The following is a 26687-nucleotide window of genomic DNA, read 5'->3' on the forward strand; positions in this document are numbered from 1 at the left end:
AGCTAGTTATTGCTTTTCAGACTTTGATGACGAAGTGTACCCATGAATCGACTCCAGCGACTCGCGCGTTTCCTGTCACTTGCACTCTGGCCGGCTTTTTGGCCTGCGCTTGGGCTCACGGCACCCGTTCAACACCACACGTTCACAACATCCGACGGCGTGCGTCTGCACTACATCGAAGCGGGGCGCGGCAACCAGACGATCGTATTGATACCGGGCTGGCTGATGCCTGCAGCCGTATTTGAGAAACAGTTCGAGGCCCTCTCTGGCCGCTACCGAGTGCTCGCCCTCGATCCGCGATCACAAGGCCTTTCCGAGGTCACTACCCGCTCGCATGCCCCCAAACGGCGTATCCAGGATATTGCAGAGTTTTTAAAGGCTGCGCATGTGCGTGAGTTTGTCCTGGCCGGTTGGTCTCTAGGCGTGCTCGAATCACTGGATTACGTTGCCAATTACAAGCCCAAAAATCTCCGGGGTCTGATTTTGATCGACAACTCTGTTGGCGAGGGCCGTCCGCCAGCAAGCCGTCGTTCAAATTTTGCCCAAACCATGAACGATCCGGTCAAACGCGAACAGTACATGCGCACCTTTAGTCAGGATATTTATCGTAAACCGCCCCCGCCGGTGCTCGCTCAGGCTGTTCTGGATTCCGCGCTTCAGGCTGCCCCGGACGTTGCGATTCAGCTGCTGAATCAGCCCTACCCGCGCACGTACTGGAGTGAAACACTCCAAAAACAGCAGGTTCCCGTGTTGTATGCCATCAGACCCTGGCTCAAAGAGCAAGGTGATGCACTCCAAAAGAAACGTGCCCGGGACCTGATTACCGTCGAAATGTTCGACAAGGCCGGGCACGCTTTATTTGTGGACGAGGCTGAAAGCTTTAATCAGGCCGTCCTTAAGTTTTCTCAACAAGCTTTTGCCCGCAATAAATAGTTTGCTCTTTAGCTCTTTAGCTCTTTAGTTTTGTCGCTTGACGATCTGAACGCTTCGACGTTCATTGGTTTTGTTGTAGCTAAACGCGAAGGGCAAAGGTTTCACATTGGTCGACTCTCGGTATGCTTTACCCAGGGACTCTTGTTTTTTACGATTAAAGAGTTCGTGGGGGTATAAAAAACCACCGTATAAATCAACCTGTCCGATTTTGGACAAATAGCTATAGTCCAGGCCTGTTTCATCCTGAACAACCAACGTGGCATTGGCGACGAGAATATCTCTCAAGACAGAAAAATAAGTCTCTTGCAGCAGGTGCGAAGCGGCTTTGATCAGCACTGGATTGTGGGCCTCGCGTGCGAGCCATTTGCGCATCGGTTCGTTTTTGCTCAAGCTGGCGTCTGACAAATCCAGACTCACGTAATCAAGGGTCACGGGTTTGCCGGCTTTGCTGAGCACCAAGCGTACTGAACGCCATGGCCCTGCTGCGCTTTTGACAAAGGAATCTGATTGCTCGTCGTAAACGATTGGATAGATATCCATCACATCAAAACCTGAGTACAACGCAAACGTCGATAGAATCGTCGTCACGCCAATCGGGGCGAACTGATCACGTTGATCTTCGTTTAAATCATCCGTGCGAAAAAATGCCAAGCGACTGAATTTCATCCATTCGCGAATGAATTTTGCTTGAAAACCTTGCGCACGCGCGGGTGGCATTGTTGCAAGCGTGACCGGTGCACCGGCCGCCTGCATCGCAACCATTACGTATTTATCTGCGTCTGGAAAGGCATGCGAGACGGTCACAAAATCAGGACCTGAAAAGGGATAAAACACCGTACCGCCCGCTTTGGGAGCAATCTCGGCCGCCGACCACTTTGACAGCGGCTGACCAATCGATTTTTGATAGAAAGCCCAAGCATCGTCAGCCTGAGTTTTGAGCGACCCAGTCAAAAATGGAAAGGCCGGCGCGGGTTGCTGCGCGGTGGGCAAGTACAACCCCATGGTCTGGGAGGCTGAAGCAGGACTGAACACTACTAAAGAGGTGAGTAGCGCGAGTAACGCTCTGGCCGCCAATTTTTTCGTCAGATTCATCGACCAAGCATTCATTGCGCATAAACCTCTTGAAAACAAAAAATAAAAATCAGCATGATTTCAGCACGCTCATGCCACCCATGTAAGGGCGTAAAACTTCGGGCACAACAATACTGCCATCTGCTTGCTGATAATTTTCGAGTACTGCGACCAAGGCACGACCGACTGCCAGACCGGAGCCATTGAGGGTATGGACAAACTCAGGCTTGCCTCCCTCGCTACGCGTACGTGCCTGCATCCGGCGCGACTGGAAACTTTCGCAGTTGGAGACAGACGAAATCTCACGCCATGTATGTTGAGCAGGCAACCAAACCTCGAGATCGTAGGTCTTGGTGGCGCCAAAACCCATGTCACCCGTGCAAAGCAGCATGACACGATAAGGTAAGCCCAGCAACTGCAAAACCTTTTCAGCATGGCCGGCCATTTCTTCAAGCGCCTGATAAGAGGTCTCAGCCGTAACAATCTGCACCATTTCAACCTTGTCAAACTGGTGCTGACGAATCAACCCTCGGGTATCTCGCCCACCACTGCCCGCTTCCGAACGAAAGCAAGGTGTGTGAGCAGTCAGGCGAATCGGCAACTCGGCCGCGGGGACGATCGTATCGCGCACCATACTGGTCAAAGTGATTTCAGAAGTTGAAATCAGGTATTGCTCCTCGCCAGCCACGACATTGCCTTGTGCATCGAGTGTGGGCTCATCACCGCCTCGTGTCACCCAGAACATATCGTTCTTGAACTTTGGTAGCTGGCCGGTTCCCATCAGAGTGGAAGCATTGACGATATAAGGGGTGTAGCACTCGGTGTAACCATGCTGCTCTGTCTGAAGATCCAACATGAACTGAGCAAGCGCGCGGTGCAAACGCGCCATCGAACCACGCATAAAACTAAAACGCGCGCCAGAAAGCTTGGCTGCCACATCAAAATCCAAACCGATCGACTCGCCAAGCGTGACGTGATCACGCGGTTCGAAACCGAGCGGCTGGGGGTCGCCTGAACCTGGATCAGGGTTGGGCACCCAACGTCGCACCTCAATATTGCCCTCGCTATCCGCCCCCAAGGGAACATCCTCATGGGGCAAGTTAGGGATGGACATCAACATGTCATTGAGCTGGGACTGAATATCCGACAGGTCTTGTTCAAGCGCCTTGAGGCGGGCAGGAATCGACTGGGACTCAGCCAGCACGGCGGAGGCATCCTCGCCACGGGACTTGAGTGCACCAATTTGTTTGGCCAGCGCGTTGCGTTGCGCCTGGAGGTTTTCTGTTTCAGTCTGGACAGTCTTGCGTCGGGCCTCGAGGCTGTTGAAAGCCTCCATGGGAAACTCAAAACCACGGCTTAATAGCCGGCGAACGACGGAGTCGAGGTCTTTACGTAACAGCGCTGGGTCAAGCATGATCGAGGAATAAAAAGACTAGTGAATCGCGTATTGTATCCGCCGAATCAACCACGCCACTGCCGAGAGCGCGCCAACGCTCAACAACCAGATCAACAACAGCCAGCCCCAGCGTTTCATATGTTTATCCTAGTGATAGTCGTGCGTGGGCCCGACCTTGCCGCGAAATACCCAGTAAGCATAGGCGGTATAGGAAAGAATGATCGGAATGAGAAAAACCGCCCCAACTAGGAGGAATTTCAAGCTTTTGTCAGGCGCCGCGGCTTGCCACAAGGTCACAGACGAAGGCACCATGTAAGGGAAGAAGCTAATTAACAGTCCGACGTAGGACAAGATAAAAAGTCCCTCAACGGCCAAAAAAGACATCAACGGCCGGTTTTGATGAATCCCCTTGAACAAGGCGATCGCACACACCAAGACGAGTAAGGGAACAGGCGCAACAAAAAGCATCGCAGGCCAGGCGAGCCACTTTTGCATAAAGTGCTCGTGCAGGAAAGGGGAAATCAAACTCACCAAGCCAATCAATCCCAGCATGACGATCCCAAGCCCAAATGCAGCCCTTTTGGCAAACGCCTCAACGGTTCCAACGGCTTTGAGCATCAACCAAGTGGAACCGAGCAATGCGTAACCCACTACAAGGGCCAGACCCGTCAACAGACTAAAGGCCGACAACCAATCCCACCAGCCTCCCGCGTACGCGCGGCCAGACACTTGTATGCCCTGCACCAACGCACCTAACGCGACGCCTTGGGCAAAGGCTGCAACTAAAGAGCCGCCGGCAAAGGCCCAGTCCCAGATATATTTCCGATTCTGACTTTTCCAGCGGAACTCGAAGGCTACGCCGCGAAAAACTAAAGCGAGCAGCATGATAATGATCGGCGCATACAAAGCCGGCATGATGATGGAGTATGCCAAGGGGAACACTGCAAACAAGCCGCCACCACCCAATACCAACCAAGTTTCGTTGCCGTCCCATACCGGTGCGACTGAGTTCATCATCATGTCACGCTCCTGCTCGGTTTTGACCCAGGGAAACAAAATCCCCACTCCAAGATCAAAACCGTCGAGAACGACATAGGCCAATACAGCGAAGGCAATCAATCCAGACCAAATCAACGCGTAATCGAGTGTCATGAGCGCTCTCCTGTGTTACCCGTCAAGCCTGCCTGGCTACTTTTAGCCGCCAGCGTCGATCCCGGCACAATACCTCCAGCACGGATTGGCTCGTGCGGGGATAAATCCGCCGTATCTGAGCCCACACCTGGCTCAAGCCTCATTTGGCGGAAAATGTAATAAACACCTGCTCCGAATAACGAAAAGTAAACGACAACAAATGCCGCGAGTGAAAACGCGATCGCCGTCGCATCAATAGGAGAGTGCGAGTCTGCTGTTCGCAGCAGGTTGTAAACAGTAAAGGGCTGACGACCCACTTCGGTCACGATCCACCCCGACAAGACGGCGATGAAACCCGAAGGGCCCATCACCAGAGCGAGACGATGCATCATCGGGGTGTCATATAGACGCCCACGATACCGCAGCCACAAACTCCACATGCCGACACAGAGCATTAACATGCCGATGCCCACCATCGAGCGGAATGCAAAAAACACAATGCCAAATGGGGGGCGGTCCTCAGGGGGAAAAGCCTTGAGTCCCGGCACGACACCATCCAGAGAGTGCGTCAAAATCAAACTGCTCAAATAAGGAACTGTGACGGCATAGTCCACACGTGCTTCTTTAGCATTGGGAATACCAAACAAAATAAGCGGCGCCTTGCCCTGAGACTCAGTATGACCCTCAATCGCGGCAATCTTTGCAGGCTGATGGGCAAGAGTGTTCAGGCCGTGCGCATCGCCCGCCATGATTTGAATAGGCGCAACGATCGCAGCCATCCACATCGCCATAGAAAACATCACACGTGTCGCGGCTTGATTATCTGGCGAAGGTACGGCTCCGGGCTGGCGCATTCTCTTGCGCTCTTTAAGCAAATGAAATGCCGCGACACTTCCCACCACAAAAGCAGTGGTCAAGTATGCCGCCAACAGCATATGCACTAGACGATAGGGGAAGGAAGGATTGAAAATCACCTTTAACCAGTCCTCGACAATAAATTGTCCAACATCGTTGATGGCATAGCCAGCCGGCGTCTGCATCCAGCTGTTGACTGACAAAATCCAAAACGCCGACATGAACGTACCGAGCGCAACCATCGCAGTCGCAAAGAAATGCAGTTTAGGTCCGACCCTTGAGCGGCCAAACAACATCACGCCCAAGAAACCCGCTTCAAGGAAGAAAGCGGACATCACCTCGTAGCCCATGAGTGGGCCCAGCACAGGACCCGTTTTATCCGCAAACACACTCCAGTTGGTGCCAAACTCGTAACTCATCACGATCCCGGACACCACGCCCATGCCAAACGCCACGGCGAAAATTTTCTTCCAGTAGTTGAACAGAGTGAGATAGACCGCCTTGCCCGTCCACAAATGCAAACCGTTGAGCACGGCCAAAAAACTGGCCAAACCAATTGAGAATGCAGGAAAGATAATATGGAAACTCACCGTGAACGCAAACTGAATACGGGCGAGCAACACTGCATCTAATGATTCCATCGCACTACTCCTTGATTTTCTTGCGTGCTTGTCGATCCAGTTCCCGCAAGTGCGAGAGCTTCTCGGCAATCTTTATTTCCAAACCGCGCGGGACCGGTCGATACCATGCAGGTTCGGCCATCCCCTCAGGCAAATAGGTTTCCCCGGCTGCATACGCCTCGGGCTCATCATGCGCATAACGATAAGCGTGCCCATGTCCAAGCTCTTTCATCAGCTTGGTTGGCGCATTTCGCAAATGGATTGGCACAGGCAATGAGGCACCTTGTTTAACAAAGGCAACAGCCTGATTGTAAGCTTGATAGCCCGCATTGCTCTTGGCTGCCACTGCCAAATATAAGGTCGCCTGGGCGAGGGCTAATTCACCCTCTGGAGAACCGAGTCGTTCATAGGTCTGCGCAGCGTCATTGGCGATTTGCATCGCTCTTGGATCGGCGAGGCCGATGTCCTCCCAGGCCATCCGTACAATTCTACGGGCAAGATATTTAGGGTCGGCGCCGCCATCAAGCATGCGGGTCAGCCAGTAAAGAGCCGCATCAGGATTCGAACCTCGCACTGATTTATGCAAAGCGGATATCTGATCATAAAAATTATCGCCACCTTTGTCGAAACGTCGCGCGCTCATACTGAGCGCATTTTCAACCAAGTCTGCGTCCACATGGGTGGTATGAGCGTTTTCAGCCGCCACACCTGCTTGCTCGAGCAAACTCAAAAAGCGTCTAGCATCCCCATCAGCATAGCCGATGAGGGTAACAATTGCGGCCTCTTCAAAAATGAGGTCCTTCAGCACAGATTGTTGGGCTCGGGTCAAAAGCTCTCGCAGCTCAGACTCGTCCAAAGACTGTAAAACATACACCTGTGCACGCGACAACAAGGCAGCATTGACCTCAAAGGATGGATTTTCGGTCGTGGCACCGATAAAAGTGACCAGTCCTGACTCGACAAACGGCAATAATGCATCTTGTTGGGCTTTGTTAAAACGATGAATTTCATCAACAAACAAGAGTGTTCGACGCTGATATTGCTCCAGATTCAGCTGCGCTTCGTCCATTGCAGCTCGAATTTCCTTGACCCCCGCAAAAACCGCCGAGATCGCGATGAAGCTACAGTCAAACGCTTGCGCGGTGAGACGTGCCAGTGTGGTTTTCCCCACTCCGGGCGGGCCCCATAAAATCATTGAATGCGGACGTCCGGACTCGAAGGCTACGCGAAGTGGCTTGCCGGGTCCTAATAGCTGTTTTTGTCCAACCACCTCATCGAGCGTGCGCGGGCGCAGCGCTTCAGCCAGTGGTGGTTTTGGCGTGGCTTTAAATAGGTCAGCCATCACAAAAAATCTTCTTTGAGGTGGCTAAAAAACCCATCACTGCATCCGCACGACGTCCGCCCCTTTGGGCGCGACAAAATCGAAGTTACTCGTGGAGAGTCCTGGATTGCGGACCAATGCGGACAACTCCACATGGGTCGTTTGACCAAACGCATCTAGGAGGATAATCCGGTGCGGGATGCCATCTTTGAAAGCCAGATCGACATGCACAAAACCGGCATCGGGTTGTCGGGGCTTGGCGCGTAACCAAACCAGAGATTCTTTGTTGGGCAGTGCTGTCACATCAAAGGACTGTTCAAAAGAGCCCGAACCAAACAAAATCGCCGCAGGTGAGGCGCCAACAGCCTGATCGAATTTTCGAACCGTCACTTGGTTCAGATCAGGGTCGAACTGAAAAACCTCGCGACCGTTAGAAACAATTTGCTGTTCGTAGGGCTTGAGTACATCCCATTTGAAACGACCGGGACGCATAAATAAAAACTTGCCGCGTTGCGCCGGCTTAGTCTGGCCTTGAGGACCCACCGTGTATTGTGCGAAATCGCCACTGGCAGATTGCACTTGCTCAACGAAAGATTTGAGTTGTTCACGCGCTGTTTGAGCATAAGCTGGCGCTGTCAAAACCGCAGCTAAGCAGCCAAGCAGTCCAGACATCCAGAGCATTCGCATCCGAGTCATCGACAACATCCGCATTATTCCTCGCGAGGCACGTTAGGAGCGAGAATTTCACGATTCCCATTGGATTGCATGGTCGAGACCAAACCCGAGTTCTCCATTTGCTCAAGCAATCGCGCCGCCCGGTTGTAACCAATCCGTAAATGCCGCTGCACGAGGGAAATAGAGGCGCGCCGATGTTTCAGCACTACCTCAACCGCCTGATCGTACATCGGATCGGCTTCGGCATTGGCCATGCCGGTTACGCTGCTCAGACCATCGCCGGTTTCGCCCTCGGAGCTGCCCTCTAGCAAACCGTCGATATAATCAGGCTCGCCTTGTGCTTTGAGTGACTCGACCACACGGTGCACTTCTTCGTCAGAGACAAAAGCGCCATGCACACGCACCGGCAAACCCGTGCCAGGCGGCATGTAAAGCATATCGCCCTGGCCCAGCAGTGCCTCGGCGCCCATCTGATCCAGGATGGTGCGGGAATCGATCTTTGACGAAACCTGAAACGCGATGCGCGTTGGAATGTTAGCCTTGATGAGACCCGTGATGACATCTACGCTCGGACGCTGCGTGGCGAGGATAAGATGAATCCCTGCCGCACGGGCTTTTTGGGCGAGACGCGCGATCAACTCTTCGATTTTCTTGCCGACCACCATCATCAAATCAGCCAACTCATCGATCACCACGACAATCGTAGGCAACTCTTTGAGCGGTTCAGGCGCATCTGGTGTCAGGGAGAAAGGATTCGGGATCGGTTCCTCGCGCTTGATGGCCTCGCGGACCTTGTTGTTGTAGCCAGTCAGGTTGCGAACGCCAAGCTTGCTCATCAGGCGATAACGTTTTTCCATTTCACCTACACACCAGTTCAGTGCATTGGCGGCTTGTCGCATGTCCGTCACCACGGGTGCCAGCAGATGCGGGATCCCCTCGTACACACTCATCTCAAGCATTTTCGGGTCGATCAGGATCAGTCGGGTCTGCGAGGCATCGGCCTTGTAGAGCAAAGACAAAATCATGGCGTTGATACCCACAGACTTGCCCGAGCCGGTTGTACCGGCGACCAACAAGTGCGGCATTTTCGCAAGGTCCGCCACAACAGGGTTACCGGCGATGTCTTTACCCAAGGCCATCGTCACCACAGAAGCGCTGGAATGGTAGACCTGTGATCCGAGAATCTCAGAAAGCTTGACCATCTGCCGGCGAGGGTTGGGTAACTCGAAACCCATCAAATTTTTGCCGGGAATGGTTTCCACCACGCGAATACTGACTAAACTCAAGGCACGAGCCAGATCCTTGGCCAGATTGACAATCTGGCTGCCTTTGACGCCCGTGGCAGGCTCGATTTCATACCGCGTGATCACAGGACCGGCCTGAGCCGCAACGACCTGCACCTCAACGCCGAAATCAGCCAGTTTTTTCTCAATCAATCGCGAGGTGTATTCAATCGTTTCATCAGAAACGGTTTCAAACGCCTCGCCAGGCTGATCCAACAGACTCAGCGCAGGCAAATCACCGGTGACAGTCGGCTCAACGAATAGCGATTGTTGTTTTTCTTTTTGAACACGCTCGGATTTTTCTACCACCACAATCGCAGGTTCAATGCGAACAGGCTGTTCATGCACGATCTTTTCGTGCTTGGCCTCTACCTGTTCGTGTCTGACAGCCTGCGCAACTTGACCGGCACGCCGGTCCTGCCTGGCAGAGCGACCTTCTTTGACCTTCAACCACACCCATTCCAGTGCGCCACCCACTTTCTCTGCAATGGCTAGCCAGGAAAAACCAAAAAACAGGCTGCAACCAAAGATGATCAAAGCCAATAAAATCAGGGTACTACCGGAAAATCCGACAGCAGAAGACAAAAAGCCAGACCAGGCATGACCAATCACTCCACCCGCGCCGCTTGTCGTGACAAGCTCCCCGGCAGCGTTCATGGTGTCAGTCCGACCGGGCAACTGAAAACCCCAGGAACTCAGGCGATAGGCTTCGAGTCCCACAGAGCCCAGTAACACCATAAAAAAACCAATTCCCTGCTCCCAGCGAACCCGAGCGAGGGTTTCAGGCTCACCTCGGGTGCGGATTTGATTGGCCAGGCGTAAGTAGCCGGCGCGGACCCGGTGCAGGAGCAACACAACCAGCCACCAGGCTGAAAAACCGAACAAATACAACAAGATATCCGCAATATAAGCGCCTAGTAGGCCCCCACGGTTGCGCAACTCAACCGTATCGCGACCAAAGGAATGCGACCAACCCGGATCACTGCTACTCCAAGTGAACAACACTAGCGTTAACCAGGCGGCCAAAGCCGCAAAGACGATCCAGCGCGCCTCCCGTAGAATCGAGAGTATTCGAGTTTGCATCACCGAGGGCCCGTTTCGGGTGTTTCGGGTCGTTCGCGAAGTCCGCGTTGTGGCTGGGGAAAGTCTAGGCATAGTCGCCATTATAATTTGCTAGTCAATATAGAGGGAAAAACTGATGTCAACGCCTAAACATGCCAAAGTTCTCATTCTCGGTTCGGGACCTGCAGGCTACACTGCCGCAGTCTACGCTGCCCGGGCCAACCTCAACCCCGTCATGATCACAGGACTTGCCCAGGGCGGTCAACTGATGACCACAACCGAGGTCGACAACTGGCCTGCCGATGCGAATGGCGTTCAGGGACCCGAACTGATGCAGCGTTTCGCAGCCCATGCCGAGCGGTTCAATACCGAAATGGTGTTTGATCACATCGCCAGCGTGGATTTCACCTCGCGTCCCTATCGCCTGACCGGTGATGGCGGTGCACAATACACCTGCGACGCTCTGATCATTGCGACGGGTGCTTCAGCCAAGTACTTGGGGCTACCCTCCGAGCAAGCCTTCATGGGCCGCGGAGTCTCGGGTTGCGCGACTTGCGATGGTTTTTTCTATAAAAACCAAGACGTTATCGTTGTCGGTGGTGGTAATACCGCCGTCGAAGAAGCGCTCTACCTGTCCAACATCTGCCGCACGGTGACCGTTGTGCATCGCCGCGACAAGTTCCGCGCCGAACCCATCATGATCGATAAAATGATGGACAAGGTCGCCAATGGGAACATCAAGCTTGCCACTTTCCGCGAGCTAGACGAGGTGTTGGGCGATGACACAGGTGTCACGGGCGTCCGTTTGCGTGCCACGGACTCTGCCAAGACCGAAGAAATCGCGGTCACCGGCGTCTTTATCGCCATTGGTCATCAGCCAAACACGTCTATCTTCGAAGGCAAACTCGACATGGCCAATGGTTATATCGTGACACGCAGCGGTTTGGCGGGTCTGGCCACAATGACTTCAGTCCCCGGTGTCTTTGCCGCAGGCGATGTGCAGGATCACGTCTACCGTCAAGCCATCACAAGCGCAGGCACGGGCTGTATGGCTGCGCTCGACGCACAGCGCTGGTTGGAGAATGCGGAACAGTAAATCAGGGCTCGCTGACCTGAAGCGGCTGCACCAAACAGCGCTTGAGGCTCGGCGCGTCCAGCAAGAGCAAGAGCAGGCTAGACTGCAAGCTCGACAACAGTCTGGCCTACGTGCGCCTGCCTCAGTGACTTCGGCCGAGGAAGTGAAATTATTCAAGCGCGCCACACAGGCCGTGACCCCCCTGCAGACCGCCGCACGGGTCACGCATCGTCCCAGTGACGCACAACCCGCGGACTTAATGGCACAACGCCGCCAACGCGCACTGGGTGCTGACACGCCAAAACCCGCCCCCCTTTCCGATACTTTTTCGCCTTTTACCGATACAGATCAGGATTTAGCTTGGCTGGCGCCGGGCATGGGGCCTGAAGTACTCAGGCAACTTCGACGGGCCTTCTGGCCAGTCGGCGCGCATCTTGATTTGCACGGGCTCAACAGTGATGAGGCCAGACAAGCGCTGACCAGCTTTATCGAAGCCAGCCAGACGCACGGCACGCGCTGTGTGCGCATTGTGCATGGCAAAGGTTATGGCTCCGCGGATGGTCAGTCTGTTTTAAAAGCGCGTGTGGCCCAGTGGCTCACGCAACTCAGTGCAATTCGTGCATTTACCAGCGCCCCGCCCGCCCATGGTGGGCGGGGCGCACTTCTTGTTCTACTGCGGACCCAGGCCTAATCAGGCTCTCGTAAATATTCGACGAGCCGATCCGTCATCTCACCCTGTTTAGGCGTCAGCCAAGACACGAGCACAATCACGACAAACGCCACAGGTGCGCCGAACACTCCCGCCGCGATTGGCTGAATGCCCCACCACAATTCGATCGGCTCACTGCGCGAGACGTTCAATACCAACTCGCGCAGCCAGGGCTGGGTCTGTACCATATAAAAAATGGTCATACACAGTCCTGCCAACATGCCCGCTGTCGCGCCCCACTGATTGGCGCGTTTCCAAAAAATACCCATCACGAGAACAGGAAAAAAAGTAGAGGCTGCGAAAGAAAACGCTGCACCGACTAGAAATAAAATATCCGCTGGTGTTCGCGTCGCGACCCATGCTGCGGTAAACGCAACCACCAATAACAACACTTTTGACAAAATGACTCTTCGGCCATCCCCTATGCGCGAAGGCACGACACGTAACAACGTATCATGCGACAAGGCGTTTGAGAGTGTGAGCAAGAGTCCATCTGCTGTCGACAACGCAGCGGCCAACGCCCCCGCTGCGACCAAACCCGATACGACATACGGCAGTCCACCAATCTCAGGGGCCGCCAAGACGATCACATCGCCACCGATCTGAATTTCTGACAACTGGACAATTCCGTCCCGATTGAGATCCAGAATGCTGATCAACGCGCGATCAACTGCAGACCATGCGCTCACCCAAGAGGGCAGATCAATAAAGGGCATCCCGACAAGATTGTTATAAATCTCAAATTTCACCAGAATCGCAAGAGCAGGTGCCGTCAGGTACAAAAGCAAAATGAATAATAAGGACCAAAAAACAGACTGGCGCGCATGCCCGACAGACGGGGTGGTCAAGGAGCGCATCAAGATATGTGGCAAGCCAGCTGTGCCGAGCATCAAGCACAATACGGTCGCTAAAAAGTTATTGCGAACCGCCTGAGGAGACTCTTCAGTTTTGCTGACAAAAGGCTTGGCATGCGGCAATGGAGGCGCGGCACGCGAGGCAAAATCATCGCGCGCTTTTGACCAAGCTGTTCTGGCCGCTTCGGGTGACTTGGGATAATTGGCAAACTCGCGCTCAAGCGAGCGGATTTCCACCATTGGCGCATCGCTTGCGCGAGCGCGCAACAATTTCACGGTCAGCTGCTGTTTTTCAAACTCCCAGGACTCTGGCAATTTGGCAATACGAGACTGCATCAAATCGGCTCGACTTTGCCAAATATTACGGACCTCGAGTTCCGCTTCATCATGCGTGAGCAACTTCTCATGCTCGATGACCTGCGCCAACACAGAGCTTGCTGCGAGTTGAGGAATCGGCTCGCCCGTTTGCTTGACTGCCAACCAGACCACGGGGACGAGGTATGCGATCACCAAAATGATGTATTGCCCGACCTGCGTCCAAGTGACAGCCCGCATGCCACCCAAGAACGAGCAGACCAGCACACCACCAAGCCCGATAAAAATACCCAGCTCAAAAGAGATACCAGTCATCCGGGTCGTGATAATGCCAACCCCGTAGATTTGCGCAACCAAGTAAATAAAGGAACACAACACCGCGCACACAACGCCAACCAGTCTCGTCAAGTTGCCGTCAAAACGAGCGCCTAAAAACTCAGGAATCGTGTAGCCACCGAACTTGCGCAAGTAAGGTGCTAAAAATAAAGCAACGAGCACATAGCCGCCCGTCCATCCCAACACATAGGCCAAACCGTTATAACCGGAGAGATAAAGTGTGCCTGCTATGCCAATGAATGAGGCAACCGACATCCAGTCAGCGGCAGTTGCCATGCCGTTAAAAATCGCAGGTACCCGCCGTCCTGCAACGTAGTACTCCACAGGATCGGAGGTTCGGCACATAATGCCGATGCCGGCATAAAGGGCGACAGTGGACAGTAAAAATGCGTAGCCAATCCATTGGCGTTCAAGACCAAAAACCTCCAACAGCGCAAGGATCAATACCAGCGAGATAAAACCCAGCGTGTAGGCGGTATAACCTCGGAACAGTTGCGCGCCAGAGATCTGTTGCGGCGAGGCGTCCGCAGGATTGGATAAGTTTTTCAAGTCTGGCCTCGTTGTGCTCTGCGCAAACGATCTAGCTTTTCCATCCGCCAGGCATACAGACCAACAATTACCAGGAAAGCTGTTGGAGCCCCGAAAGCCGCGACCCAAAAAGGGAAAGGCCAATCAAAAAACATCACTCCAGAAAGTGATTCTGCGTAATAAGCAGGGACAAAAGTGACAAGCGCCCAGATAGCAAGCAAAATGCAAATCAGGCACAAATTTTTGCGCCAATAACTGTTGTTGATCCTAACTGGGTCAGGCTTCGCAGTCATGAGATTGATTAAAAGCGAGAGATAGAAGCTGCGCCGAATACGACAACGGCCGACACCTTAAGAGTGCCAGCCGTTGCGCGTTTATTTTTATAATGCCGTTGATGCTGGCCTGCCCTTATTGAGCTTTGTCTCCTCACCTGCATGGACTTGATTCTGCACCACAGCTTGGCATCACGCATCAGGGAATGCCCTAATTTAGGGCTAAAAGTATCATTTTCTTTTCACCTTAGAGGTTTTTCGCCCCACTTATGTTCAATCCATCGCGTGATCAAGTCCGTCAGTTTTTTATCGATACTTGGCGCAAACACAAAGAACAGCAGGTACTGACACCGCTGGAAGACATTGCGCTGAACTGGATCGAACAACACCCTGAATACCATGAGGTACTGACGCAACCGGAATCAATGCTGCGCGAATTCAATGTTGAAGAGGGCAAAACCAATCCCTTTTTGCACCTTTCGATGCATTTGGCGATCGCTGAGCAGCTCTCGATTGACCACCCGCGCGGGATCAGACAGGCTTTTGACCGCTTAGCCTCTCGCTCCGATCCTCATCACGCCGCGCATGAGGTCATGGAGTGCCTGGGTCAAGTGGTGTGGGAATCGCAACGCTTAGGCACGGCCTTGGATAGCGACGCCTACATTGAGCTGATAAGACAACGGGTCAGCAGAGACTGACCCGTTCATGTATCGTGCCAAACGCTTGCGGATATTAGCGACGAACAGCCAGAGGGCCAGGTTGCGCGGCAAGCCAAGCTGAAACGTTTTTAATATCTTGGGCAGACATTTGTTTGGCGAAAGCGCCCATCACTGCGTTTTTGCGAACGTTTGCTGAGGCGGGTGCACCAGAGGCGCCACGCTGGTAGGCTTTCAGAGCGTGAACCAGAAAGTCCGCATACTGACCTGCCAGAATCGGGTAGGAGGGATCCACAGATTTCACCGCGTCCGCACCGTGACAGGATGCGCAATTAAGCTTGTCCCAGACGGCTTTACCAGCAGCCAGATCGGCCGCATGACTCAGACTAACGGAACCCAGGAGAAGAGCCCCAGCAAGGGCGATCGTGACGTGTTTCATAAAGGCCCCCGATTATTTGAGATTGGCGTAGTAAGCGGCCAGATCAGCGATGTCCTGATCCGACAGGCTCTTGGAAATCGCATCCATCGTGGGATGGGTGCGCTCACCAGAAGCGTAGGCGCGCAAAGCAGCCTGAATATACTTGTCATTCTGACCGGCAATCTTGGGGACTGAATACACCTCGGGGAAACTAGCGCGATAGCCTGGAATCCCGTGGCAACCGATACACATCGACACCTTGGCCTTAGCGGCTTCGATATTGCCTTTTGGAGGATCTGCGGCGAGGACCGGAAAGGCCACTGCACAGGCAGCGGCAAGTGCCAAATTGGCGATCTTGCCGGATACTGAGGTGCGTGTGGTCGACGCACCAACAAACAGAGACTTCAAATTGTTCGGAAACTTCATAATGGACTCTTGGTCTGGCAGGGAAAAGTCCCGGGAGCAACTCCCGGCCGCAAAACGTTAGGATTGTACGATAATTGAGAAAAATAGACTGCAAATCTCAAGCAACCGACTTCGATCACTTTAATTTTGGCAAACAATGACCTCCCAGACACCCTCCTCCACCGCACAAGCCGCCCGCTTTGACGGCACCGAGCGCTATGTCGCCACGGACGATCTCAAGCTGGCGGTGAATGCCGCGCTCACCCTGCAACGTCCTCTGCTCATCAAGGGCGAGCCCGGAACCGGTAAAACCATGCTGGCCGAAGAAGTGGCCCAGGCGCTTGGCCGGCCCCTGCTCCAATGGCACATCAAATCCACGACCAAAGCGCATCAAGGACTCTATGAATATGATGCCGTCTCGCGCCTGCGTGACTCGCAGCTTGGCGACGAAAAAGTCAAGGATATCCGTAACTACATCATGCAAGGTGTACTCTGGCAGGCCTTTGAATCGCCCGAACCAGTCGTGTTGCTGATTGATGAAATCGACAAGGCTGACATTGAGTTCCCGAACGATTTGCTTCGCGAACTCGATCAAATGGAATTCCACGTCTACGAGACGCGCACGACAATCAAGGCCCGCCACAGACCGCTGGTCATTATTACGTCCAATAACGAAAAAGACCTACCCGACGCTTTCTTGCGCCGTTGCTTTTTCCACTACATCCGCTTTCCGGATCGCGATACGCTGCGCAGCATTGTGGAAGTGCACTTTGCAAACCTGCACGCCGACGTGCTTCGCGCAGCACTTGATACCTTTTTCGCGCTCCGCGAGGCGCCCGGCCTCAAAAAGAAACCCTCCACCTCTGAGTTTCTTGACTGGCTGCGCCTCCTGATTGCGGAGGACGCTACGGCAGAGCAAATCGATGCGCATGCGGCAACCTCCATTCCAATGTTGGCTGGAGCGCTGCTGAAAAACGAACAAGATCTTCAACTGCTGGAGCGTCTGGCAGCTGTGACGCGTTCCACTCGTCGTCCTCCAGGATCCTCAAATGCCAGCTGACCAAGGTTTTAAACAGTCCCCTCAGCCCTGTACGCTGACTGGGCATGGTGTTCGTCTCGAGCCCCTGTCACTGCAGCACGCCGAAGCGCTCGCGCGCGCGGCCCGTGACGGTGAGTTGTGGAACCTGCGCGTCACATCCGTGCCGGAACCGGAACAAACTGCCGGCTACATCCAGGCAGCATTAGACGGACAGGCTGCAGGACATATGCTGCCCTTCGTGGTGATTCACGCGGGCACTGAGACCATCATCGGTTCCACACGCTATCACGACATCATTTCTCCGGTCGCGCGTCTGGAAATCGGCTACACCTGGTATGCGAAAAGTCATCAGCGCAGCCATGTCAACACCGCCTGTAAGCTTTTACTGATGACGCACGCCTTCGAGACGCTCGGGGCCGGTGTGGTGGGCTGGAGAACCGACAACTTCAACTTCGCATCCCAGCGTGCCATCGAGAGACTGGGTGCCAAGCGTGACGGCGTGCTGCGCCACCATGCCCTGCGTCGGGATGGCACAGTCAGGGATACAGTGATGTACAGCGTCAGCGCGGGAGAATGGCCCGAAGTGCGTGAGCATCTCAATTACCAACTCAAACGCCATGCTTGTTGACTTCTTCTATCACCTGCGTTCGCAAAAACTCCTGGTGTCCGTCAAGGAGTACCTGACACTGCTTGAGGCGTTATCAAGCCCCATCATGCCGCCCACGCTCGAGGATTTTTACTACCTCGCACGTACGACCCTGATCAAAGACGAAACGCTGTTTGATCGTTTCGATCGCGCGTTTGCGAGCTATTACCGTAGCCTCGAACAAAAGCTGCCACCCGGCAAGAAAATCCCGCTGGACTGGCTTGTCGCTGAACTGGAAAAACGTCTGACCCCGGAACAAAAGGCCGAGCTTGAAAAACACGGCTGGGACAAATTGATGGAGATGTTCAAAGAACGTCTCGAGGAACAAAAGGGTCGTCATCAAGGGGGTAACAAATGGATTGGCACCGGCGGCACCTCCCCTTTTGGCAATAGTGGCGTCAATCCGGAAGGCATTCGCGTAGGCGGCACCGGCGGCAGTCGTTCCGCGATCAAAGTCTGGGATGAACGCAATTTCAAAGACTACGACGACTCGATCGAACTCGGTACGCGCAACTTCAAAGTGGCACTGCGACGGCTCAGACGCTTCGCGCGCGAAGGCTCCGACCTCGAGCTTGATCTGGGCGACACCATCACGAGTACGGCGCGAAACGCGGGCTATCTCGACATCAAAATGGTGCCCGAACGTCACAACAACGTCAAAGTCCTGATGTTGCTGGATGTAGGGGGTAGCATGGATGACCACATCTCTCGCGTCGAAGAGTTGTTTTCAGCAGCGAGCAGCGAGTTCAGAAATCTTGAGGTGTACTATTTTCACAACTGTCCTTACGAACATCTTTGGAAATCGAATCGTCGCCGTCAGATGGAACGCTTTGAGACCTGGGATGTACTGCGAAAATTCAATGCCGACTGGCGATTGATTTTTGTAGGAGATGCCACGATGAGCCCTTATGAGATCTTGCAACCAGGTGGCTCGGTCGAACACTACAACAAAGAGCCTGGAGCCGAATGGTTGCAGCGGATGGTTAACGCCTGGCCCAAGTCCGTCTGGCTCAATCCCGAACCCCAGGCATCCTGGCAGTATCGTCAGTCCATCTCCATCATCCGAAATATCGTCCAGAACAAAATGTTCCCTGTGACCGTTGCCGGCATTGAGCAGGCAATGCGCCTGTTGTCCAAGTAGCTTTTCAAAAGTGAACCATTTTGAGCCGGAGTGCTCCAAATGGTTCGTTGTTTCTTTCAGGACTCCCACATGCCGCTGTTTACTGATGCCCTGAAGCGCGCCATTCTCGGCGCCGCACTCGCCTTCATGAGTAGCCACACTCTGGCCGCTGCCATCCCCGCAGGAGTCACCAAGGTGACAAGCGTGGAAGGGATTACCGAATACCGCCTCGACGCCAACGGCTTGCGCATCTTGCTCGCTCCCGACGATTCCAAACCCACCACGACAGTAAACATGACCTATCTGGTGGGTTCCCGCCATGAAAATTATGGCGAAACTGGCATGGCTCATTTGCTTGAACACATGTTGTTTAAAGGCAGTCCGTCAATGCCAAATGCTTTGGGCGAGTTTTCAAAGCGCGGACTGCAAGCAAACGGCACGACATCCGTTGATCGCACCAATTATTACGCCAGTTTTGCGGCAAACCCCGAGACGCTGGCCTGGTATTTGAACTGGCAGGCAGATGCCATGATCAATGCCAGCATCAAGCGCGAGGACCTTGACACTGAAATGACGGTTGTTCGCAATGAAATGGAAAGTGGCGAGAACAACCCGTTTCGTATCTTGTGGCAAAAAATGCTGAGCATCGCCTATGAATGGCACAACTACGGCAAGACACCCATTGGCGCGCGTTCAGATGTTGAAAATGTCGATATCGCCCAGCTCCGCGCCTTTTACAAAACTTACTATCAGCCCGACAATGCTGTGCTGATCGTGACAGGAAAGTTTGAGCCCGCCGTCGTGCTGAACGACGTGGTCAAGTCGTTTGGGAAGATTCCTCGACCGACCCGCACCCTGCCCCCCGAGTACACCGTTGATCCAGTTCAGGACGGCGAACGCAGCGTGATTTTGCGCAGAGTAGGTGGTGCTCCGCTCGTTGCGGCGATGTACCACGTGCCTTCAGCGGCTCACAAAGATTTTGCCGCAATCGATTTAGCCAGCATGATTCTCGCTGACACACCCTCTGGCCGCTTATACAAAGCAATGGTCCCCGACAAAAAAGCCGCAAGCGTGTTTGGTTTCACGATGGATCGTACCGCGCCCGGCACCGTGATGTTTGGCGCCAGCCTGCAACCCGGCATGGATCAGACCGCCTCACTCAAAACCCTCACCGACACACTCGAGTCAATTGCCAAGCATCCGTTTACCCAGGAGGAGCTTGATCGCGTCCGCAATCAGTGGCTCAAGTCATGGGAACAAATGTTCAGCGACGCTCAGAAAGTCAGTTCTGGATTGTCTGAGGCTGTCGCGGTCGGTGACTGGCGTTTGTGGTTTTTATCACGCGACCGCATACGTGCCACCACACTTGCGCAAGTGCAACAGGCTGCAGAACAGTATCTGACTCAATCAAATCGCACGGAAGGTCAATACATTCCCACTGAAAAGCCTGTGCGTGCGCCTGTCTTTACCAAGCCTGATCTCGCGGCCGAACTCAAGGACTATGTGGGTGATGCGCAACTCAAGCAAGCCGAGGCCTTCGACCCCGATCCCAATAATATCGATCAACGCACACAACGTAAAACGGTCAAACTCTCGAACGGTTCGCTCAAACTCGCCTTGCTACCCAAAGAGTCACGGGGCGAGCGCGTCCACGCGGTCATTCAGTTACAGTTTGGTGATGTTGACACGCTCAAAGGTCAACGTATCGCCTCGATCGCCACGCCAGACTTGTTATTGAGTGGCACAGCTCTACTAACTCGCCAGCAAATCAAGGACCGTATCGACGCACTCGGCGGCACAGTCGGCATTTCCGGCTCTGGCACCACCGTCAACATCAGCCTGTCCACGACACGTCCGAATATCGATCCGCTTGCGCGCTTTATCCTCGATGTCGTGCGCGAGGCGAACTTTCCTCAAGCTGAAGTCGATGAGTACAAAGGCAAGTTGCTGACTTCGATCAAAAGCTCGATGACAGAACCGACTGCGATTGCATCGCGCATGCTTGCGCGCCATGACAATCCTTGGCCTAAAGACGACATCCGCTATCAGCCCAGCTTTGAAGAGTCGATTGAGGCGGTCAATACGCTCAAACGCGAAACGCTCGTGGCTTTCCATAAAAAGTTTTATGGTGTCTCTCATGCCACGGCTGCAGCAGTGGGAAGTTTTGATCCCAAAGCGTTTGAGAATACGCTGACACAAGCACTGAACACTTGGGCGACTGGAGCAGCCTACTCGCGTATCCCGAATCCCTATCGCGCGATCAAGCCCGTTCAGATGCAGGCACTGACACCGGATAAAGCCAATGCTTTTTATACGGCTGCGATGCCCTTGAAGATGCAAGACACCGATGCGGACTATGCCGCACTGACGCTGGCAAACTTTTTACTCGGCACCTCTGAAACTTCGAGACTGTGGCTGCGTGTCCGGGAAAAAGAAGGCCTCTCCTACAACGTGCGCACGCGTCTGAACGTCTCTGCTTTCGAACCTAGCGGCTCGTGGGGGGTGTATGCGATCTTCTCTCCAGAGAACCGCAGCAAAGTCGAAGCGGCGATCCGCGAGGAATTTGAACGCTTGCTCAAAGACGGTTTCAGTCAGACAGAAGTTCAAGATGGCATCAAAGCTTTACTGAACTATCGCAAACTTGCACGCGCACAGGACGCAAGCCTGACAGGCGCGTGGGTCAACTATCTCGACTTGGATCGCAGCTTCGCCTGGGCCGCAGAGCTTGACCGTAAACTATCCAGTCTGACTGCGGACCAGGTCAATGCAGTCGTTCGCAAATATCTCAAGCCAGCCGAATTCAGCAGCGTGGCAGCCGGAGATTTTGAGAAAAAGAAATAGCGGACAGTCACTACGCAACACCTGCCATCCCTGATGGCAAGCGGAAGGGCCGATTCAATGATCGAATCGGCCCTTCGTTTTTACAGCAAGACGGATGCGCAGTTGGCTTAGGAGAAAAAGTCCTTGACGCGATCAGTCCAGGATTTGCTCTGAGGAGAGTGACGCTCACCCCCATCGGTCAAAGAAGCCTCGAACTGTCGCAAAATTGACTTCTGTTCTTCGGTCAGTTTGACAGGCGTTTCAACAACGACATGGCAATAGAGGTCGCCCGGATAGGCACCCCGCACGCCTTTAATGCCTTTGCCACGCAACCTGAAAGTCTTGCCCGATTGGGTGCCATCAGGAATCGTGATTTCCGCCTTGCCATTCAAGGTTGGAACCTGGATATCGCCGCCAAGAGCTGCCGTGGTGAATGGAATGGTGAGCTCGCAATGCAAGTCATCATTTTCACGCTGGAAAATCTTGTGCTCCTTGATGTGGATTTCAACGAACAGATCTCCCGGAGGTCCACCGTTAATCCCTGGCTCGCCATTGCCCGAGGAACGGATGCGCATGCCGTCATCGATCCCAGCGGGGATCTTGACCTGCAAGGTCTTGTTTCGACGCGTACGTCCCACACCATCGCAGGATACGCAAGGGTCAGTAATTTCCTTTCCACTACCGTGACAGGTCGGGCAGGTTTGCTGCACGCTGAAGAATCCCTGCTGCATGCGCACGGCACCCGAGCCTCCGCACGTACGGCAAGTCTTGGGCGTCGTGCCTGGCTTGGCGCCGCTGCCTTTGCAGACCTCGCAATTTTCCCAGCTTGGAACGCGAATTTCAGTGTCGAAACCACTCGCGGCCTGCTCAAGCGTGATTTCCATCGCGTACTTGAGATCCGCTCCGCGATAAACCTGCGGTCCACCGCCACCGCCGCGCCGTCCGGCACCAAAGATTTCACCAAAAATATCGCCGAACGCATCGCCGAAACCTGCGCCACCTGCACCACCCATGCCTGCCGCATTGGGATCGACGCCGGCGTGCCCGTAACGATCATAAGCTGCACGCTTATTTTCATCGGACAAAATTTCGTAAGCCTCTTTGGCTTGCTTGAATTTTTCTTCGGCTTCCTTACTGTCCGGATTGCGATCCGGATGGTATTTCATCGCCAGCTTGCGATAGGCTTTTTTAAGCTCATCATCCGAAGCGTTTTTAGCCACGCCAAGGATTTCATAAAAGTCACGTTTTGCCATGATCTCAGGCTCGTTAAGTCAAACAAAATGAAGTAAGGCAAAAAAATGCGCCCGGGAAGCTCTAAAAGAGTCCCGGGCGGATCGCATCGAAGACTAGGCGATCACTTTTGATCGCGCTTGACTTCTTTGAACTCAGCGTCGACGACGTTGTCATCGGCTGGCTTTGCGCCACCCTCCGCACCTGCGCCGCCTTGCGCTGCAGCCTGAGCGGCCTGGGCATCGGCATACATCTTTTCACCGAGCTTCTGCGAAGCCGTTGAAAGGGCTTCAACTTTGGCATCGATGGCTGCTTTGTCCGCACCGCTCTTCAACACTTCTTCGACTTCAGCAATCGCTGCTTCAATCGCTGATTTCTCTGCTGCGTCCAGCTTGTCGCCATACTCGGTCAACGACTTGCGTGTTGCATGCACCAGCGCATCGGCACTGTTGCGCGCCATGGCAAGCTCGGCCATGCGGTGATCTTCCTCAGCATTGGCCTCGGCATCCTTGACCATGCGCTGGATTTCTTCTTCGGTCAAACCGGAGTTCGCCTTGATGGTGATCTTGTTTTCCTTGCCTGTGCCCTTGTCTTTCGCGGACACGTGCACGATACCGTTTGCATCGATATCAAAGGTCACTTCGATCTGCGGTGTCCCACGTGGAGCAGGTGGGATCCCCTCAAGGTTGAACTCGCCGAGCGTCTTGTTGCCGGCAGCGATTTCGCGCTCGCCCTGGAACACTTTGATGGTCACAGCAGGCTGATTGTCATCGGCCGTCGAGAACACCTGTGAGTGACGGGTCGGAATCGTTGTGTTCTTTGTAATCATCTTGGTCATCACGCCACCAAGCGTTTCAATACCAAGTGACAAAGGCGTCACATCCAGCAATAACACGTCTTTACGATCACCAGACAGGACCGAACCCTGAATCGCGGCACCAGCAGCCACAGCTTCGTCGGGGTTCACGTCTTTACGTGGGTCACGACCAAAGAACTCTTTAACCTTTTCCTGCACCTTGGGCATACGGGTCATACCACCCACCAAGATGACATCGTCGATATCACTGACTTTGACACCTGCGTCCTTGATGGCGATGCGGCAAGGCTCGATCGTGCGGGCGATCAGCTCCTCGACCAGAGACTCCAGCTTGGCACGGGTCATTTTCAGGTTCAAGTGCTTGGGACCTGAAGCATCAGCCGTGATGTAAGGCAAGTTAATCTCAGTCTGCTGGCTGGAAGACAACTCGATCTTGGCTTTTTCAGCGGCTTCTTTCAATCGCTGCAAAGCCAGAACGTCTTTGGAAAGATCCACGCCCTGCTCTTTCTTGAACTCGGCAATCACATACTCGATGATGCGCTGGTCAAAGTCCTCGCCACCCAGGAAGGTGTCGCCGTTAGTGGACAGGACTTCGAACTGCTTCTCACCATCGACATCGGCGATTTCAATAATCGAAATATCGAACGTACCGCCACCCAAGTCAAACACTGCGATCTTGCGATCGCCTTTTTCCATCTTGTCCATGCCAAATGCCAGCGCGGCAGCGGTCGGCTCGTTAATGATGCGCTTGACATCCAGACCGGCGATACGACCTGCATCTTTGGTTGCTTGACGCTGGCTATCATTGAAGTAAGCAGGCACCGTAATCACGGCCTCAGTCACCTCTTCGCCGAGGAAATCCTCAGCGGTCTTTTTCATTTTGCGCAGCACATCGGCTGCCACCTGGGAAGGCGCGAGCTTTTTGTTCTGAGCTTCGACCCATGCATCGCCATTGTCAGCTTTGACAATTTTGTAAGGCATCAGATTGATGTCTTTTTGAACGGCGTCTTCGGTGAACTTGCGACCGATCAGGCGCTTGACGGCATAAAGTGTGTTGGTTGGATTTGTCACTGCCTGACGCTTGGCGGGTGCGCCAACAAGCGTCTCGCCGTCATCCATGTAGGCAACGATCGAGGGAGTGGTCCGGGCGCCTTCGGCGTTTTCGAGGATTTTGACCTGGCCGCCTTCCATAACGGCTACGCAGCTGTTCGTGGTGCCAAGGTCGATACCGATAATCTTGCTCATGGTGAAAGTACCTTTAAAGAATCAGAATTGGATGAAATACTTGGATGAATAACAAATGGGGCACAAAACGGTGATTTCAAGCCCAAATCAACTGTTTTCATCCAAAAAATTAAGAAAATGGTCGTTTCCGTCTGCGTTATGCCGCGACCGTTACGAGTGCGGGTCTCAGCACGCGATCCGCAATCAGATAACCTTTTTGCAAGGTCGCCACCACCGTATTGGCCTCCTGCTCGGCCGGAACCGTCGCAATCGCCTGGTGGTGATGGGGGTCAAATTTGGTGCCTGGCTCAGGCGCAATTTCCTTGAGGTGGTTGCGCTCAAATCCACTCACCAATTGCTTGAGGGTCATTTCAATCCCGGCACGCATGTCTTCCTGGGACTGTTCGGACTGGGCCAACGCAGCCTCAAGACTATCTTTGACAGGGACCATACTCTCGGCAAAAGACTCAATCCCGAACTTGCGGGCTTTAGAGACTTCTTCCTGGGCGCGTCGGCGGACGTTTTCCATCTCAGCATGGGCACGCAAGACTTGGTCCTTGTGCTCTGCAACCTGGACAAGGGCTGCCGCCAACTCCGCCTCCAGGCGTGCGACAGGATCGAGTTGCTCGACACCCTCAGCCTGCGTGGCTTCGGTGCTCGAGGCTTGGTTGTCCTTAGGGGCTGTGTCGGGCTTGGAATCAGCCGAACCGTGTTGAGCCGTCATTAAACTTCTCCAGAAAAGTGCTTCAATAGTTTTGCACTTGGGGTCAAAATCCCCAGATTCAAGAGAAAGTTGAAAATATTTAGCTCAATCCTGGCGAATCGGCCACCCTTGAAGGTGTTCCAGCACCAATTCAGCCAAAGCATTCAGCCAGGCTGGATCATCATTTAAGGCTGGGATATAACGAAACTGCTTGCCACCGGCATGTTTGAAGGTTTCGCCAACCTCAATGGAAATTTCCTCAAGGGTTTCGAGACAATCGGCCAAAAAGCCAGGGCACACCACATCCACATCGGTAATGCCTTCTTTAGCTAGACGCTCCAGCGTTGGTTCTGTGTAGGGCTCCAACCACTTGGCGGGACCAAAACGGCTCTGAAAGGTCACCAGATACTGGTCATCGCCAAGGCCCAAGTGTGCGGCCAACGCGCGGGCCGTCTCGTAACAATCCTTGCAGTACGGATCGCCCTGATCGACACACTGGCGGGGCAAACCATGAAAGCTCATCACCAGTTTTTGTGGTCGGCCATGCTCGGCCCAAAAGGCGGCGATTTTGTCACCAAGCGGTTTGATGAAGGCGGGGTGAGTGTGAAAGCGCTTGATAAAGCGCATCGCCGGTTGATTACGCAAACGTGCAGCGACCTGTGTGACGGCATCGACAACAGTCGCCGTTGTACTGGACGCGTACTGTGGATAAAGCGGAACCACCAGGATGTTTTCGCATCCGCGATCGCGCAAGGACAACATCGCGTCCTGGATGGACGGATTGCCGTAGCGCATCGCCGTCTCAACCTCGATCGTCAGGCCGCGCTCGGCAAAAATCTTGCGCAGGCCCTCGGTCTGTCTCTCGGTGTAAACCAATAAAGGAGACCCCTCCTCCAGCCAGATGCTTTGATAACGAGGCGCGAGCTTGCGCGGACGTGCCAACAAGATCGGACCATTCAGAATCGGCCACCACAATAGTTTGGGAATCTCGATGACACGTGGATCGGAGAGGAATTCCCTCAGATAACGCTTGATCGCCGGTGCGGTGGGCGCATCAGGCGTCCCCAGGTTGACCAGCAACACCCCTACACTGGCCGTTGTGAAAGGCTTGGGCCAAGGCACAAAGCGTGAGGCGGGCGCGCTTGCACGCTTGGGTTCTGACCAAAATCGCAT

Annotated in this window: 24 protein-coding genes; 8 read left to right on the forward strand and 16 right to left on the reverse strand. The window is 53.9% G+C overall.

Annotated elements, in window-relative coordinates:
- Positions 1-42 precede the first annotated feature (42 nt).
- Positions 43-933 (forward strand): alpha/beta fold hydrolase, encoded by an 891-nt coding sequence (locus QWY27_RS00150; protein ID WP_290193747.1) that lies wholly within the window; start codon positions 43-45, stop codon positions 931-933.
- Positions 934-957: 24 nt separating this feature from the next.
- Here the strand turns inward: QWY27_RS00150 and QWY27_RS00155 are convergent, their stop codons facing one another.
- Genes QWY27_RS00155 through QWY27_RS00190 form a run of 8 tightly spaced genes read right to left on the reverse strand, consistent with a single transcriptional unit; the run spans position 958 to position 10440 of the window.
- Complete coding sequence (locus QWY27_RS00155) at positions 958-2025, reverse strand: hypothetical protein (RefSeq protein WP_290193748.1); 1068 nt, start codon at positions 2023-2025, stop codon at positions 958-960.
- Positions 2026-2074: 49 nt separating this feature from the next.
- On the reverse strand, positions 2075-3418 hold the full coding sequence (gene serS / locus QWY27_RS00160) for a serine--tRNA ligase (protein ID WP_290193749.1): 1344 nt from the start codon (positions 3416-3418) through the stop codon (positions 2075-2077).
- 18 nt (positions 3419-3436) lie between these two features.
- Positions 3437-3538, reverse strand: coding sequence for a DUF2474 family protein (locus QWY27_RS00165; protein ID WP_290193750.1), 102 nt, complete (start codon positions 3536-3538; stop codon positions 3437-3439).
- A gap of 9 nt (positions 3539-3547) precedes the next feature.
- Entirely contained in the window at positions 3548-4552 is a 1005-nt protein-coding gene (cydB, locus tag QWY27_RS00170) for a cytochrome d ubiquinol oxidase subunit II (RefSeq protein ID WP_290193751.1), read from the reverse strand.
- Complete coding sequence (locus QWY27_RS00175) at positions 4549-6027, reverse strand: cytochrome ubiquinol oxidase subunit I (protein ID WP_290193752.1); 1479 nt, start codon at positions 6025-6027, stop codon at positions 4549-4551. The genes cydB and QWY27_RS00175 overlap by 4 nt, the downstream gene beginning before the upstream one ends.
- A 4-nt stretch (positions 6028-6031) precedes the next feature.
- Complete coding sequence (locus QWY27_RS00180; protein ID WP_290193753.1) at positions 6032-7348, reverse strand: replication-associated recombination protein A; 1317 nt, start codon at positions 7346-7348, stop codon at positions 6032-6034.
- Positions 7349-7384: 36 nt separating this feature from the next.
- On the reverse strand, positions 7385-8023 hold the full coding sequence (gene lolA, locus QWY27_RS00185) for an outer membrane lipoprotein periplasmic chaperone LolA (RefSeq protein ID WP_290194065.1): 639 nt from the start codon (positions 8021-8023) through the stop codon (positions 7385-7387).
- A gap of 14 nt (positions 8024-8037) precedes the next feature.
- On the reverse strand, positions 8038-10440 hold the full coding sequence (locus tag QWY27_RS00190) for a DNA translocase FtsK (RefSeq protein ID WP_290193754.1): 2403 nt from the start codon (positions 10438-10440) through the stop codon (positions 8038-8040).
- A gap of 43 nt (positions 10441-10483) precedes the next feature.
- On the opposite strand from QWY27_RS00190, the gene trxB reads away from it, so the two are divergent.
- Entirely contained in the window at positions 10484-11443 is a 960-nt protein-coding gene (trxB, locus tag QWY27_RS00195; RefSeq protein WP_290193755.1) for a thioredoxin-disulfide reductase, read from the forward strand.
- The gene (locus QWY27_RS00200) at positions 11430-12113 is read left to right on the forward strand and encodes a Smr/MutS family protein (protein ID WP_290193756.1); all 684 of its coding nucleotides are present in this window, start codon (positions 11430-11432) and stop codon (positions 12111-12113) included. The genes trxB and QWY27_RS00200 overlap by 14 nt, the downstream gene beginning before the upstream one ends.
- On the opposite strand, the gene QWY27_RS00205 is transcribed toward QWY27_RS00200, so the two are convergent.
- Positions 12110-14185: a sodium:solute symporter family protein gene (locus tag QWY27_RS00205; RefSeq protein WP_290193757.1), complete on the reverse strand. Its 2076-nt coding sequence runs from the start codon at positions 14183-14185 to the stop codon at positions 12110-12112. The two genes, QWY27_RS00200 and QWY27_RS00205, sit on opposite strands and share 4 nt — an antisense overlap.
- A complete protein-coding gene (locus QWY27_RS00210) occupies positions 14182-14457 on the reverse strand; it encodes a DUF4212 domain-containing protein (protein ID WP_290193758.1) in 276 nt (91 codons plus the stop codon). Before QWY27_RS00210 ends, QWY27_RS00205 begins: the two co-directional genes overlap by 4 nt.
- Before the next feature lie 248 nt (positions 14458-14705).
- Between QWY27_RS00210 and QWY27_RS00215 the strand changes: the two genes are divergently transcribed.
- Complete coding sequence (locus QWY27_RS00215) at positions 14706-15134, forward strand: DUF1841 family protein (protein ID WP_290193759.1); 429 nt, start codon at positions 14706-14708, stop codon at positions 15132-15134.
- A 34-nt stretch (positions 15135-15168) separates the two neighbouring features.
- On the opposite strand, the gene QWY27_RS00220 is transcribed toward QWY27_RS00215, so the two are convergent.
- Both QWY27_RS00220 and QWY27_RS00225 read right to left on the reverse strand, forming a co-directional pair.
- The gene (locus tag QWY27_RS00220) at positions 15169-15531 is read right to left on the reverse strand and encodes a c-type cytochrome (RefSeq protein WP_290193760.1); all 363 of its coding nucleotides are present in this window, start codon (positions 15529-15531) and stop codon (positions 15169-15171) included.
- A gap of 12 nt (positions 15532-15543) precedes the next feature.
- A complete protein-coding gene (locus QWY27_RS00225) occupies positions 15544-15936 on the reverse strand; it encodes a c-type cytochrome (protein ID WP_290193761.1) in 393 nt (130 codons plus the stop codon).
- Between the two features lie 136 nt (positions 15937-16072).
- Between QWY27_RS00225 and QWY27_RS00230 the strand changes: the two genes are divergently transcribed.
- The 4 genes from QWY27_RS00230 to QWY27_RS00245 all read left to right on the forward strand — a co-directional run bounded on the left by QWY27_RS00230 (position 16073) and on the right by QWY27_RS00245 (position 21561).
- On the forward strand, positions 16073-16975 hold the full coding sequence (locus tag QWY27_RS00230; protein WP_290193762.1) for an AAA family ATPase: 903 nt from the start codon (positions 16073-16075) through the stop codon (positions 16973-16975).
- Positions 16965-17582: a GNAT family N-acetyltransferase gene (locus QWY27_RS00235; RefSeq protein WP_290193763.1), complete on the forward strand. Its 618-nt coding sequence runs from the start codon at positions 16965-16967 to the stop codon at positions 17580-17582. The genes QWY27_RS00230 and QWY27_RS00235 overlap by 11 nt, the downstream gene beginning before the upstream one ends.
- Positions 17572-18741: a vWA domain-containing protein gene (locus QWY27_RS00240; RefSeq protein ID WP_290194067.1), complete on the forward strand. Its 1170-nt coding sequence runs from the start codon at positions 17572-17574 to the stop codon at positions 18739-18741. The genes QWY27_RS00235 and QWY27_RS00240 overlap by 11 nt, the downstream gene beginning before the upstream one ends.
- A gap of 69 nt (positions 18742-18810) precedes the next feature.
- On the forward strand, positions 18811-21561 hold the full coding sequence (locus QWY27_RS00245) for a M16 family metallopeptidase (protein WP_290193764.1): 2751 nt from the start codon (positions 18811-18813) through the stop codon (positions 21559-21561).
- A 107-nt stretch (positions 21562-21668) separates the two neighbouring features.
- Here QWY27_RS00245 and dnaJ read toward each other — a convergent pair whose 3' ends face one another.
- The 4 genes from dnaJ to hemH all read right to left on the reverse strand — a co-directional run bounded on the left by dnaJ (position 21669) and on the right by hemH (position 26687).
- Complete coding sequence (dnaJ, locus tag QWY27_RS00250; protein WP_290193765.1) at positions 21669-22793, reverse strand: molecular chaperone DnaJ; 1125 nt, start codon at positions 22791-22793, stop codon at positions 21669-21671.
- A gap of 101 nt (positions 22794-22894) precedes the next feature.
- Positions 22895-24832 carry a molecular chaperone DnaK gene (gene dnaK / locus QWY27_RS00255; protein ID WP_290193766.1) on the reverse strand — a complete coding sequence of 646 codons (1938 nt, stop codon included), beginning with the start codon at positions 24830-24832 and terminating at the stop codon, positions 22895-22897.
- Between the two features lie 136 nt (positions 24833-24968).
- The gene (gene grpE / locus QWY27_RS00260; RefSeq protein ID WP_290193767.1) at positions 24969-25535 is read right to left on the reverse strand and encodes a nucleotide exchange factor GrpE; all 567 of its coding nucleotides are present in this window, start codon (positions 25533-25535) and stop codon (positions 24969-24971) included.
- Positions 25536-25619: 84 nt separating this feature from the next.
- Positions 25620-26687, reverse strand: coding sequence for a ferrochelatase (gene hemH, locus QWY27_RS00265; RefSeq protein WP_290193768.1), 1068 nt, complete (start codon positions 26685-26687; stop codon positions 25620-25622).

The sequence above is a fragment of the Zwartia vadi genome, from assembly GCF_030410375.1.
Classification (GTDB): Bacteria; Pseudomonadota; Gammaproteobacteria; order Burkholderiales; family Burkholderiaceae_B; genus Zwartia; species Zwartia vadi.

Excerpts from the sequence above, each read along its gene's own strand:
- QWY27_RS00235 (WP_290193763.1), top strand. The coding sequence starts at position 16,965 with ATGCCAGCTGACCAAGGTTTTAAACAGTCCCCTCAGCCCTGTACGCTG.
- dnaJ (WP_290193765.1), bottom strand. The coding sequence starts at position 22,793 with ATGGCAAAACGTGACTTTTATGAAATCCTTGGCGTGGCTAAAAACGCT.
- cydB (WP_290193751.1), bottom strand. The coding sequence starts at position 4,552 with ATGACACTCGATTACGCGTTGATTTGGTCTGGATTGATTGCCTTCGCT.
- grpE (WP_290193767.1), bottom strand. The coding sequence starts at position 25,535 with ATGACGGCTCAACACGGTTCGGCTGATTCCAAGCCCGACACAGCCCCT.
- QWY27_RS00245 (WP_290193764.1), top strand. The coding sequence starts at position 18,811 with ATGCCGCTGTTTACTGATGCCCTGAAGCGCGCCATTCTCGGCGCCGCA.
- QWY27_RS00240 (WP_290194067.1), top strand. The coding sequence starts at position 17,572 with ATGCTTGTTGACTTCTTCTATCACCTGCGTTCGCAAAAACTCCTGGTG.
- serS (WP_290193749.1), bottom strand. The coding sequence starts at position 3,418 with ATGCTTGACCCAGCGCTGTTACGTAAAGACCTCGACTCCGTCGTTCGC.
- QWY27_RS00230 (WP_290193762.1), top strand. The coding sequence starts at position 16,073 with ATGACCTCCCAGACACCCTCCTCCACCGCACAAGCCGCCCGCTTTGAC.
- QWY27_RS00215 (WP_290193759.1), top strand. The coding sequence starts at position 14,706 with ATGTTCAATCCATCGCGTGATCAAGTCCGTCAGTTTTTTATCGATACT.
- QWY27_RS00210 (WP_290193758.1), bottom strand. The coding sequence starts at position 14,457 with ATGACTGCGAAGCCTGACCCAGTTAGGATCAACAACAGTTATTGGCGC.
- hemH (WP_290193768.1), bottom strand. The coding sequence starts at position 26,687 with ATGCGATTTTGGTCAGAACCCAAGCGTGCAAGCGCGCCCGCCTCACGC.
- QWY27_RS00150 (WP_290193747.1), top strand. The coding sequence starts at position 43 with ATGAATCGACTCCAGCGACTCGCGCGTTTCCTGTCACTTGCACTCTGG.
- QWY27_RS00155 (WP_290193748.1), bottom strand. The coding sequence starts at position 2,025 with ATGAATCTGACGAAAAAATTGGCGGCCAGAGCGTTACTCGCGCTACTC.
- QWY27_RS00180 (WP_290193753.1), bottom strand. The coding sequence starts at position 7,348 with ATGGCTGACCTATTTAAAGCCACGCCAAAACCACCACTGGCTGAAGCG.
- QWY27_RS00165 (WP_290193750.1), bottom strand. The coding sequence starts at position 3,538 with ATGAAACGCTGGGGCTGGCTGTTGTTGATCTGGTTGTTGAGCGTTGGC.
- QWY27_RS00175 (WP_290193752.1), bottom strand. The coding sequence starts at position 6,027 with ATGGAATCATTAGATGCAGTGTTGCTCGCCCGTATTCAGTTTGCGTTC.
- lolA (WP_290194065.1), bottom strand. The coding sequence starts at position 8,023 with ATGACTCGGATGCGAATGCTCTGGATGTCTGGACTGCTTGGCTGCTTA.
- QWY27_RS00225 (WP_290193761.1), bottom strand. The coding sequence starts at position 15,936 with ATGAAGTTTCCGAACAATTTGAAGTCTCTGTTTGTTGGTGCGTCGACC.
- QWY27_RS00220 (WP_290193760.1), bottom strand. The coding sequence starts at position 15,531 with ATGAAACACGTCACGATCGCCCTTGCTGGGGCTCTTCTCCTGGGTTCC.
- dnaK (WP_290193766.1), bottom strand. The coding sequence starts at position 24,832 with ATGAGCAAGATTATCGGTATCGACCTTGGCACCACGAACAGCTGCGTA.
- QWY27_RS00200 (WP_290193756.1), top strand. The coding sequence starts at position 11,430 with ATGCGGAACAGTAAATCAGGGCTCGCTGACCTGAAGCGGCTGCACCAA.
- QWY27_RS00190 (WP_290193754.1), bottom strand. The coding sequence starts at position 10,440 with ATGCCTAGACTTTCCCCAGCCACAACGCGGACTTCGCGAACGACCCGA.
- trxB (WP_290193755.1), top strand. The coding sequence starts at position 10,484 with ATGTCAACGCCTAAACATGCCAAAGTTCTCATTCTCGGTTCGGGACCT.